We start from the raw sequence: 10,063 nt of genomic DNA, 5'->3' as shown, positions 1-10,063 counted from the left end.
GCCACGGCGTCACCCCCGAACGCCTGCGCATCATCGCCCCCTTCCGCGTCCTCGTCGCCGAAGCCCGCACCACCTGCCGCGAGCACGACCCCGACCGCTGGACCACCGAAGCCCTCGACGAGCGCTGCGCCACCGTCCACAAGGCCCAGGGCAAGGAGGCCGACGTCGTGATCCTCCTCCTCGGCGGCAACCGCCCCGGCGCCCGCGCCTGGGCCGCCCAGACCCCGCACCTCCTCAACGTCGCCGCCAGCCGCGCCAAACGCCGCCTCTACGTCATCGGCGACCGCGCCCTGTGGGCCCCGCTGGCCCACTTCGACGTCCTGGCCGCCGAACTCCCGCCCTACGACCACGTCGCCGACCGCGACACCTGGCCCCTCGACGGCCCCGTACCGGCGGAGGCCCCCGCGTAGCCCGCCCGGCGCCGCCGCCCGACTCCACAGCGGTCCTCCCCGACGCCGACTCCAGGACTGCGGTGCTCCGTCGGCCCCGGGCCGTACGGCGGTGTGACAGAACCGCGACGGGCTCGTGCTTCCAGCCCTGGCGAGACCGTCCGTACCGTGGTTTCCCATCAATTCCGTTACGTGTCACGCGAATTCACGCCGATCGGAAGTGGGGCCCATGGCTGGCAGTCAGAGCGTCGAGGAGTTGGAGCGGCAGATCGAGAGATGGGACGACAGGGTCGTCACCGGGCTCTGCATCGTCGCCTGCGCGGCATCGGCCGTGGCGGGGGTGTTCGGGGTCCCGGTGGCCTGGCAGATGCCGTTCCTGTTCCTCGCGATCTACGTGATCATGCGGGCACTGGTGCCGATGCGGAAGTCGAAGGACGAGCTCGCCCGGTTGCACGAGGAGCTCAAGTCCCTGCGCGAGAGCGTCGACCGGTCGGCGCCGATCCGGATCGAGCACTACCCCAGCGCCGCCGCCTTCTACGGGGCGGCGACCGCCTACCTGCTCCAGCGCGGGGTGCGCAACCTCGACACCTGGTACGTGCGGACCGGCACCCCGGACGAGTTCAGCCAGTCGACCCAGGAGTTCGCCGACTACTTCCGGCAGGTGCTGGACTGGGCCCGGACCGGGGGATCGGTGCGGCGGCTGTTCTGCTCGGGCTCGTCCACCGAGTTCGCGGACTGGATCACGCGGCACCGGGACGAGACCCGGGACCTGACCCGCTACGAGATCAGGGACGTGCGCTGGTCCATCCGCGCGGACCTGATGAGCATGGCCATCATGGACGACCGCGCGGTCTTCCTCGCCTTCACCGTCGGGCCCCGGGTGTCCGGCATGCGGCTCGAAGGCCCGGAGGCGGCGAAGTACTTCAAGGAGTACTTCGACCGCCACTGGGAGAACGCCGACGCCGTGCGCTGAGGTCACCCGTCGACGCCGTGCGCTGAGGTCACCCGCCGGTGGCGAAGCCCGGGAACAGCGTCATCCCGCCGTCGACGTAGAGCGTGGTGCCGACCACGTAGTCGAACAGGTCGGAGGCCAGTGCGGCGACGGCGGTGGCGATGTCCTCCGGGTCGCCGACCCGGCGGTACGGGATGAGGCGCAGCAGGTCGGCCTCCGCGTCCGGGGTCTCCCAGGCGCTGCGGTTGATGGGGGTGCGGATCGCGCCGGGGGCGACCGCGTTGACCCTGATCTTCTCCGGGGCGAGTTCCTGGGCCAGGGTCTCCATCATCATCTGCACGCCGCCCTTGGAGGCCGCGTAGTTCACGTGCCCGGCCCAGGGGATCATCTGGTGGACCGAGCTCATGCAGATGATCTTCCCCGCGGACCTGGAGACCTCCGGGACGACTCCTCGGCGCAGGAACTCCTTCACCGCCTCGCGGGCGCACAGGAACTGCCCGGTGAGGTTGACGTCGAGGACCTTCTGCCACTGTGCCAGCGTCATGTCACCGACGGCGGCGTCCCGTTGCAGGCCTGCGTTGGCCACCAGGACGTCGATCGTGCCGAATTCGTCGACCATGCGGGAGATCATCCCGGCCACCTCGTCCTCCTTGGACACGTCGGCCTCGTGCGCGTAGGCCCGCACCCCGAGGCCCTCGATCGCCCGCACCACCTCGTCGGCGGATTCGCGACCGGCCACGTAGTTGACCACGACGTCGGCGCCGACCTTCCCCAGGCCGATCGCGGTGGCCCGGCCGATGCCCGAGTTGGCGCCGGTCACCAGGGCCTTCTGGCCCCTGAGGAACGGGTAGGAGGTGGTCTGGCGGCTCTCGCTGTTGCTGGTGCCCACGGCGGCTCTCCTTGTCTGGTGCGCTGCACCGAACGGTCTGCTGCGCTGCACCGAACGCAAACACCGTCGGCGGCACACGATGCGGTCCGGCTCGTGCCCTTGGCCCGTCCGGAGGAGCTTTCTCCGGCCTACGGCGCAGTGGCCGCCTCGGCGCGGTGGCGGCTGCCGGCCCGTAGCGCCACGGGCCGACCCACGGGCCGACCCGCAGGTCGGTCGCCTCACGCCGTTGGCCCGGTGGGCGTGCGGCGCTCCGGAGGGCCTTCCATGCTGGGTCAGGACCACCAGCCGTCCGGGCGGCCCGCTGACCGGCCGCAGCGCCGACGACCACATCGCCCACTCACGGCGCCGTCACCGAGGAAACCGAGAAAGCGGAGACCTGATGAGGCTTGTCGTTGATCTCAACCGATGCCAGGGGTACGCGCAGTGCGCGTTCCTCGCCCCGGACGTGTTCACCATGCACGGTGACGAGGCGTTGATGTACGACCCGCAGCCGCACGACAGCCTGCGTGAGCACGTGCTGCGGGCGGCGGAGGCGTGTCCGGTCAAGGCCATCACCGTGGAGGGCCTGGACGTGGCGGGCCTGAACGGCGCGCCGGCCACGGCGGAGGCGGGTGTCTCCGGTGTCGCTTGACGGTTATCTCGAACAGCTGCGGCGCGAAGGGGACATCGTCATCGTCGGCGCCTCCCTGGCGGGCCTGCGGGCCGCCGAGACGCTCCGCGCGGAGGGCTTCACCGGCACCCTGACGATGATCGGTGACGAGCCCCACGAACCGTACGACCGGCCGCCGCTGTCCAAGCAGGTCCTGCTCGGCAGGGTGCCCGCCGACCACACGGCACTGCCCAGGCGCCGGCCCGTGGACGCGCGGTGGCGGCTCGGGACGGCCGCCACCGGGCTGGACATGGCGGCCAAGCGGGTGCACCTGGCCGACGGCGACTCGGTGGACTACGACCGGCTGCTGATCACCACCGGCGTCCGCGCCCGCCCCTGGTTCAACGAGCAGGAGGCCGCCCTGGACGGGGTCTTCGTGCTGCGCACCCGCGACGACGCCGCTCGGCTGCACCACCGGTTGAACGCCCGCCCGCACCGGGTCCTGGTCATCGGCGCCGGTTTCACCGGCTCCGAGATCGCCTCCGCCTGCCGCGAACGCGGGCTGGAGGTCACCGTCGCGGAACGCGGCCCGGCCCCGCTGGTGGGCGCGCTCGGCGGCGTCGTCGGCGCGGTGGCCGCGCGGATGCAGCGCGAGGCCGGCGTCGACCTGCGCTGCGGGATCATGGTGACGGGGCTGGAGGGGGACTCCGCGGGACGGCTGCGGCGCGCCCACCTCTCGGACGGCAGCGCGGTCGACGTGGAGGTGGCGGTCGTCTGCCTGGGCGCGACCCGCAACACCGAGTGGCTCGCCACCTCGGGCCTCGGCGCCGGGCCGCGCGGGATCGCCTGCGACGCCGGCTGCCGGGCCTTCGACGTGCGGGGCATCGTCACCGACGACGTCTTCGTCGCCGGGGACGTCGCCCGCTCCCCGCACCCGCTGTTCGGCTACCAGTTCCTCTCCCTGGAGCACTGGGGCAACGCGGTCGCTCAGGCCGAGACGGCGGCGCACAACATGGTCAGCGCCAGTTCGGACCGGCGGCCGCACCTGTGGATGCCGGCCTTCTGGTCGGCCCAGTTCGGCGTCAACATCAAGTCCGTCGGAGTCCCGCCGATGGGCGAGGAGATCATGGTCACCCAGGGGTCCCTGGCCGAAGGCCGCTTCACCGCGGTCTACGGCTACCAGGGGCGCATGATCGCCGCCGTCACCGTCGACCAGGCGAAATGGCTGGACTTCTACGAGAAGAAGATCGAACAGGTCGCGCCGTTCCCGCCCGAGTTCCCCACCGTCGACCGGCGGCCCGAAGGGATGGAGCCGGTGCCCGCCGGCTTCCCCGACCCCTCGCTGCCCAGCCACGGCCCAACCGTCACCCTCAGCGGCCACTCGCCGAGCGACCGTCGCGTCTCGTTCACGCCCGCCCGCGCCTGACCTGGAAGGACGCACACCATGACGTCGGTCGCACTCCTGCGCCAGATCACCGACTACGCCAACCGCGCCGACCCGTACCCCCTCTACGCCGAGCTCCGCAAGACACCGGTGGTGCGGGACGAGGAGGGCCCCTACCTGGTCAGCACGTACTGGGAGATCCGCAGCCTGCTCCACGATCCGCGGCTCAGCTCCGACCCGCGCAACCTGAGCCCCGACGCCTTCCGCACCCCGGCCACGGAGGAGGACCCCAATCTGCCGCTGTCCTTCATCCGGCTCGATCCGCCCGAGCACGACCGGCTGCGCGGGCTGGCGATGCAGCCGTTCGGGCCGCCGCACACCCCGCGCCGGATCCACGAGATGCGCGGCGAGCTCGGCGAGATCGTCTCCGGCCTGATCGACGCGTTCGACGGCCGGGAGCAGATCGACCTCGTGGACGACTTCTCCTACCCGTTCCCCGTCACGGTGATCTGCCGACTGCTCGGGGTGCCCCGGGAGGACGAGTCACGTTTCCACGGCTGGGCGGACACCCTCGCCGCCAGCATCGACCCCTCCCTCGGCTCGGCGGAGGAACTCGAGGAGCAGATGCGGACCGTCCGGCAGGCCCGGACCGAGCTCGCCGCCTACCTGGCCGCCCTGATCGAGGAACGCGGCCGCTCGCCCCGCGACGACATGCTCTCCGCCATGGCCTCCGGCCACGGGCCCGACGGCCGGATGACGCTGGCGGAGATGGTCACCACCTCGATCCTCCTGCTGATCGCGGGCCACGAGACGACCGTCAACCTCATCACCAACGGCATGCTCACCCTGCTGCGCAACCCCGACGCGCTGCAGCGGCTGCGGGACGACCCCGACCTGGCCGTGCCGATGGTGGAGGAACTGCTGCGCTTCGAGCCGCCGGTGCAGCTGCTGCCCCAGAAGACCACGCTGGCCGACATCGACATCGCCGGGACGACCATCCCCAAGGGCGTCACGCTCTTCCTGGTGCTCGCCTCCGGCAACCGGGACCCCCAGCGCTTCACCGACCCCGACCGCTTCATCCCCGACCGGCCCGACAACCAGCACCTCGGTTTCAGCAGCGGCGTGCACAGCTGCTTCGGCGCCCCCCTGGCCCGGCTGGAGGCCCAGATCGCCCTGACCGAGCTGGCCCGCCGGCTCGACAACCCGCGCCTGGTGGAGGACCCGCCGCCGTACCGCCGGAACGCGGTCCTGCGCGGGCCCCGGCACCTGGGCATCGCCATCGACGGCCTCAAGCGGTAGCCCGTTCACCGCGCCCCGGGCCCGCTGCTGCTCAGCGGCGGGCCCGGGACGCGATGACCCGTCAGTCCCGCTGCCGGTCGAGGGCCTCGTCGAGCGTCCTGGCCGCCATGATCAGCGAGAGGTGGGTGAACGCCTGCGGGAAGTTGCCCAACTGCTCGCCGCGGGGGCCGATCTCCTCGGCGAAGAGGCCGACGTGGTTGGCGTAGGTCAGCATCTTCTCGAAGGCGTAGCGCGCCATCCGCAGGCGGCCGGCCCGGGCCAGCGCGTCCACGTAGAGGAAGGTGCAGAGGCTGAAGGTGCCTTCGGAGCCGCGCAGACCGTCGGGGGAGGCCGCGGGGTCGTAGCGGTAGACCAGGCTGTCGGAGACCAGCGTGCGGTCCATCGCGTCCAGCGTCGACAACCAGCTCTCCGACCGGGGGGTGAGGAAACCGACGCGGGGGATCAGCAGCAGCGAGGCGTCCAGTACGTCGCCACCGTAGTACTGGACCAGGGCCTGCTCCTTCGCGTTCCAGGCGCGCTCCATCACCTGGTCGAGGATGGTGTCGCGGGCGGCGGTCCACCGGGCCGTGTCGGCCGGCCGGCTGTACTCGGCCGCCAGACGCAGGCCGCGGTCGAAGGCCACCCAGGACATCACCCGGCTGTAGGTGAAGTCCTGGCGTCCGCCGCGGGTCTCCCAGATGCCCTCGTCGGGGCGGTCCCAGGAGTCGGCGAGCCAGTCCAGGGTCCGGGCCAGGTTCTTCCACCCGTGGTAACCGCCGCCGCCCTGGGTGGCCGTGCTGCCCTCCGCCAGGGCGTAGAGCGCCTCGCCGTAGATGTCGAGCTGCAACTGGTCGGAGGCGGCGTTCCCGGCCCGCACGGGGTACGAGCCGCGGTAGCCCTCCAGGTGTTCGAGGACCTCCTCGCTCAGCTCCGGGTCCCCGTCGACCCGGTACATGATCTGCAGCGGCTCGCCCTCGATGTCGCCCCCACCCCGCAGGTGGTCGCCCAGGCGGTCGCCGAGCCAGCGGGTGAACCGCGCCGCCTCCTCGTTGAAGCCGAGGTCGAGCAGGGCGCGCACGGACAGCGAGCCGTCGCGGACCCAGGTGTAGCGGTAGTCCCAGTTCCGCTCGCCACCGATCTGCTCGGGCAGCCCCATGGTGGCTGCGGCGACGGGGGCACCGGTGGGGGCGTAGGTGAGCAGTTTGAGGGTGATCGCGGAGCGGTTCACCATGCTCGGCCAGCGGCCCCGGTAGCGGGATCCGCGCACCCAGTGCTGCCAGAAGTCCACGGCCGGCCACAGCTCTTCGATCACGTAGTCCCTGCTCAGCGGGGGCGGTGGTGGCCCGTCCGGCGCGTCGGTGGTGAGGACGGCGCCCGCCACCTCGCCCGCGTTCAGGGTGACGACCCCCCGCACGTCCTGGCCGGCCTCGGTGTCCCGTCGCAGCGGCACGGTGCTCTGGAGGTACGCGGTGATCCCCGGCGCACGGAAGACGGCGGTGCCGCCCTGGTCGTCCCGGCCGTCCCGGCTGTGCTGGCCGTCCCGGCTGTCCTGGAGGACGAGATCGTGCTCGGCCCGGCCGTAGTCGAACCGTGGCCGGCACTCCAGGACGAAGCGCACCGTGCCGCGCACCGCCCGTACGCCGCGGATCAGGACGTGCCGGTCGGTGGGCGTGCCCGTGCGGTCCGGCGGCATGAAGTCGAAGACCTCCCCGACTCCGTCGGGTGACATGAACCGGGTCACCAGCACGGCGGTGTCCGGGTAGTAGAGCTGCTTGCAGGCGGTGCCGTGGTCTTCGGGCGCGAAGCGGAAGTAGCCGCCGCGATCGTGGTCCAGCAGTGCGGCGAAGACGCTCGGCGAGTCGAACCGGGGGACCGCGAACCAGTCGACGACCCCCTGGGAGGAGACCAGCGCGGCGCTCTGCAGGTCGCCGACAAGGCCGTGATCGGCGATGGCCGGGTACCGGTCCATGATCATCCCGTCCTCTCGGAGCCCCCCTTCCACTGTCGGCCCTGTCCGAGAGGTTCGCCCGGTGGTGCTCAAGCTGCCCGGGGGCGGAGCTGGCGCAGCAGGATGTGGCCGCTGACGGCCAGGATCCAGGCCGGAAACAGCAACTCGGACCAGGGGACGCTGCGGGCGACGAACATCAGGAAGATCGCACAGAGGAAGCCCAGTCGGCAGAGCCACCGGGGGAGGATGCCGAGCCGCTGCGCGATCGTCGTGGTGGAGAGGGTGAAGACGGCTGCCATCCGGGTGACATAGCTGGCCAGCACGGTGAGGACCAGATGCTGTCCGAAGCGCCAGAACTGGGGCTCGGTGGTGGGCGGAGCCGAGTCGGCCGCCGCCACCAGGCCGCTGGCCGCCTCGGCGAGCACGAAGAGCATCGCGACGAACAGCAGCCCGCTGCCCAGGAAGAGCATGGCGAAGAACTTGTCCTCCGCCGCCCCGACACGGTCCCGGATGGCGCCCATGAACCACAGGAAGAAGATTCCGGCGAACGGCACCAACTCCAGCGCCACGTTCAGGGTGTCCCGGTGGGACGGGTTCGCGAGCCAGCCGGTGTCCGTGACCACGTCGGCGGGCAGCTGGCGGACCAGGATGATGACGGTGGCCAGGATCAACGCGCAGAGGACTCCCGCCACCGCCGCCGCTCGCGGTGTCTTCAGCGCCCGCTCCGGCGGTGCCTCGGTGGTTGGCATGGCGTTCTCCTCCCGGGCGTCGCCGGTCCCCATCGTGTGGTGGGGCACCGCGGCCCGCCACCCGGGTCGTCCGCCCGGGTCGTCCGCCGGGGTCGTCCGTCCGGGGCGCCGGCTCCCGCCCCGGACCCCTGGCCGCAGGCGCGTCCACGAGGGCTCTTACTATGCATTTCGCATTGTTTGGGCCCAACACGAAACTGCGACTCCACCGATGGCGATGGAGTCGTGCATCGAGGAGGAACGTTCATGCACGCTCGGAAGATCGGCGCGGCCGCCGCGACAGCGGTAGCGGTTCTGGCTGCCCGCGACCTCATCCAGAAGCGGCACGCACTGCAACGGAACTTCCCGGTGATCGGGCACGCCCGGTACCTGCTGGAGCGGATCGGACCGGAGCTGCGGCAGTACATCGTGACCTCGAACGAGGAGGAGCGCCCGTTCAGTCGTGACCAGCGCACCTGGATCTACGCGTCGGCGAAGGAGGAGAACAACTACTTCGGGTTCGGAACCGAGGTCGACGTCGAGCACGTGCAGGGGCACGCCTACCTGAAGCAGCGCACGTTCGCCGGCCCGCTGCCCGACGCGCACGACCCGCAGGCCCCGCTGCCCTCGGCCAAGGTGCTGGGCGGGCCGCGCGGACGCGCCAAGGCGTTCCGTCCGGCGAGCGTGGTCAACATCTCGGCGATGAGCTTCGGATCGCTCTCCGGCGCGGCCATCACGGCGCTCAACAAGGGCGCGGCGCTGGCCGGCACGATGCACAACACGGGCGAGGGCGGCCTCTCGCCGTACCACCGCAACGGCGGCGACCTCATCCTCCAGCTCGGCACCGCCTACTTCGGCTGCCGCAACGAGGACGGCAGCTTCAACCTCGACAAGCTCAAGGACGTGGTCGCCGGCGCCCCCGTCAAGGCGATAGAGATCAAGCTCTCCCAGGGCGCCAAGCCCGGGCTGGGCGGGATGCTGCCGGGCTCGAAGGTGACCGAGGAGATCGCCGGGATCCGCGGCATCCCGGTCGGTCAGGACTGCGCCTCCCCGTCGCGGCACACCGCGTTCACCGACGTCGACTCGATGCTCGACTTCGTCGAGCTGCTCGCCACCGAGACCGGCCTGCCGGTCGGCATCAAGAGCGCGGTGGGGGAGATGGGCTTCTGGCAGGAGCTCGCCACCCTGATGGCGCGCGGCGACCGCGGCGTCGACTTCGTGACCATCGACGGCGGCGAGGGCGGCACCGGCGCGGCGCCCCGGATGTTCGCCGACTCGGTGTCGCTGCCGTTCCGGATGGGCTTCTCCCGGGTCTACGGCACCTTCGCCGAGCTGGGACTGACCGACGACCTGACCTTCATCGCCTCCGGCAAGCTCGGCCTGCCCGAGAACGCCGCGGTCGCCTTCGCCCTGGGCGCCGACATGATCAACGTCGCCCGCGAGGCGATGCTGTCCATCGGCTGCATCCAGGCCCAGAAGTGCCACACCGACAAGTGCCCCACCGGCATCGCGACCCAGAACCCCTGGCTCGCCCACGGCCTCGACCCGGCCTCGAAGGCCACCCGCGCCGCCGTCTACCTGCGCACTCTGCGCAAGGAACTGCTCAAGGTCTCGGCGGCCGTCGGCGTCGCCCACCCGGCCCTCATCACGGCCAACGACATCGAGATCCTGAACGGCGACTACGAGGCCCGCACCCTGGCCGGCGTCTACGGCTACAAGGACGGCTGGGGCGAACTCGGCCCCCACCTCGCCGACGAGATCACGGCACTCCTCACCACCCAGCCGGCCTCCTGACGCACCCACGGCGACAACCACCGCACCCCGAAGCCCCCGCCGCAGCCGGTCACCCCGACCGGCTGCGGCCTGCGCGCAGGCGTGTGTGACGCGTGTCCCAGCGCGGGAGGATCGT

The 10,063-nt window shown here is 71.5% G+C and carries 9 protein-coding genes; 6 read left to right on the top strand and 3 right to left on the bottom strand.

Annotation, left to right across the window (positions count from 1 at the left end; all coding sequences use genetic code 11):
- Together J0670_RS18700 and J0670_RS18695 are read left to right on the top strand one after the other, a co-directional pair.
- A partial coding sequence (locus tag J0670_RS18700) for an AAA domain-containing protein (RefSeq protein ID WP_207812762.1) occupies positions 1-410 on the top strand: 410 nt, incomplete at its 5' end.
- A gap of 208 nt (positions 411-618) precedes the next feature.
- A complete protein-coding gene (locus J0670_RS18695) occupies positions 619-1,362 on the top strand; it encodes a hypothetical protein (protein WP_207812761.1) in 744 nt (247 codons plus the stop codon).
- A 28-nt stretch (positions 1,363-1,390) separates the two neighbouring features.
- On the opposite strand, the gene J0670_RS18690 is transcribed toward J0670_RS18695, so the two are convergent.
- Complete coding sequence (locus tag J0670_RS18690) at positions 1,391-2,230, bottom strand: SDR family oxidoreductase (RefSeq protein WP_207812760.1); 840 nt, start codon at positions 2,228-2,230, stop codon at positions 1,391-1,393.
- A 379-nt stretch (positions 2,231-2,609) separates the two neighbouring features.
- Here J0670_RS18690 and J0670_RS18685 point away from each other — a divergent pair, with 379 nt between their 5' ends.
- Genes J0670_RS18685 through J0670_RS18675 form a run of 3 tightly spaced genes read left to right on the top strand, consistent with a single transcriptional unit; the run spans position 2,610 to position 5,502 of the window.
- Positions 2,610-2,861 carry a ferredoxin gene (locus J0670_RS18685; RefSeq protein ID WP_207812759.1) on the top strand — a complete coding sequence of 84 codons (252 nt, stop codon included), beginning with the start codon at positions 2,610-2,612 and terminating at the stop codon, positions 2,859-2,861.
- On the top strand, positions 2,851-4,245 hold the full coding sequence (locus J0670_RS18680; RefSeq protein ID WP_207812758.1) for an NAD(P)/FAD-dependent oxidoreductase: 1,395 nt from the start codon (positions 2,851-2,853) through the stop codon (positions 4,243-4,245). The genes J0670_RS18685 and J0670_RS18680 overlap by 11 nt, the downstream gene beginning before the upstream one ends.
- Positions 4,246-4,263: 18 nt before the next feature.
- Positions 4,264-5,502, top strand: coding sequence for a cytochrome P450 (locus J0670_RS18675; RefSeq protein ID WP_207812757.1), 1,239 nt, complete (start codon positions 4,264-4,266; stop codon positions 5,500-5,502).
- Positions 5,503-5,563: 61 nt separating this feature from the next.
- On the opposite strand, the gene J0670_RS18670 is transcribed toward J0670_RS18675, so the two are convergent.
- On the bottom strand, positions 5,564-7,450 hold the full coding sequence (locus J0670_RS18670; protein ID WP_207812756.1) for a glycoside hydrolase family 15 protein: 1,887 nt from the start codon (positions 7,448-7,450) through the stop codon (positions 5,564-5,566).
- A gap of 68 nt (positions 7,451-7,518) precedes the next feature.
- Positions 7,519-8,178, bottom strand: coding sequence for a hypothetical protein (locus J0670_RS18665; RefSeq protein ID WP_207812755.1), 660 nt, complete (start codon positions 8,176-8,178; stop codon positions 7,519-7,521).
- A 243-nt stretch (positions 8,179-8,421) separates the two neighbouring features.
- On the opposite strand from J0670_RS18665, the gene J0670_RS18660 reads away from it, so the two are divergent.
- A complete protein-coding gene (locus J0670_RS18660; protein WP_207812754.1) occupies positions 8,422-9,948 on the top strand; it encodes an FMN-binding glutamate synthase family protein in 1,527 nt (508 codons plus the stop codon).
- Positions 9,949-10,063 lie beyond the last annotated feature (115 nt).

The sequence above is a fragment of the Streptomyces sp. FH025 genome (assembly GCF_017427025.1).
GTDB lineage: Bacteria > Actinomycetota > Actinomycetes > Streptomycetales > Streptomycetaceae > Kitasatospora.
This window is presented reverse-complemented; position numbering and strand designations above follow the sequence as displayed.

Excerpts from the sequence above, each read along its gene's own strand:
- J0670_RS18695 (WP_207812761.1), top strand. The coding sequence starts at position 619 with ATGGCTGGCAGTCAGAGCGTCGAGGAGTTGGAGCGGCAGATCGAGAGA.
- J0670_RS18685 (WP_207812759.1), top strand. The coding sequence starts at position 2,610 with ATGAGGCTTGTCGTTGATCTCAACCGATGCCAGGGGTACGCGCAGTGC.
- J0670_RS18675 (WP_207812757.1), top strand. The coding sequence starts at position 4,264 with ATGACGTCGGTCGCACTCCTGCGCCAGATCACCGACTACGCCAACCGC.
- J0670_RS18670 (WP_207812756.1), bottom strand. The coding sequence starts at position 7,450 with ATGGACCGGTACCCGGCCATCGCCGATCACGGCCTTGTCGGCGACCTG.
- J0670_RS18665 (WP_207812755.1), bottom strand. The coding sequence starts at position 8,178 with ATGCCAACCACCGAGGCACCGCCGGAGCGGGCGCTGAAGACACCGCGA.
- J0670_RS18660 (WP_207812754.1), top strand. The coding sequence starts at position 8,422 with ATGCACGCTCGGAAGATCGGCGCGGCCGCCGCGACAGCGGTAGCGGTT.